Below are 271 nucleotides of genomic sequence, written 5' to 3'. Positions count from 1 at the left end.
TGGAATCTGGGCCATTGGTACTTTAGCCAATGGAGCGAATGCTACCTTATCTATCATTGCCACAGTCAATGCCTCAGGAACGTATACCAACAGTGCGAGTATAACTGCCAATGAAGCAGATCCTACCCCTGGAAATAATACCTCTAGTGTTACCCCAACCCCGGTTGCGCAGTCTAATGTTGGTATAACCAAAACCGCAAGTAGCGCTACGCCTAATGTTGGCAGTAATGTTACTTTTACTTTAACAGCAACCAATGCAGGTCCAAGCAAC

The 271-nt window shown here is 45.8% G+C and carries 1 protein-coding gene; it reads left to right on the top strand.

Going from position 1 to position 271, the window contains the following annotated elements; translation table 11 throughout:
• A partial coding sequence (locus BOW57_RS20540; protein WP_164973757.1) for a DUF11 domain-containing protein occupies window positions 1-271 on the top strand: 271 nt, incomplete at both ends.

Origin of the sequence: Flavobacterium sp. YO64, from assembly GCF_004119505.1 — a bacterium.
Taxonomy (GTDB): Bacteria; Bacteroidota; Bacteroidia; order Flavobacteriales; family Flavobacteriaceae; genus Flavobacterium; species Flavobacterium oncorhynchi.
Note: the sequence above shows the minus strand (reverse complement) of the source record. Positions and strands in the feature narration are given on the sequence as shown.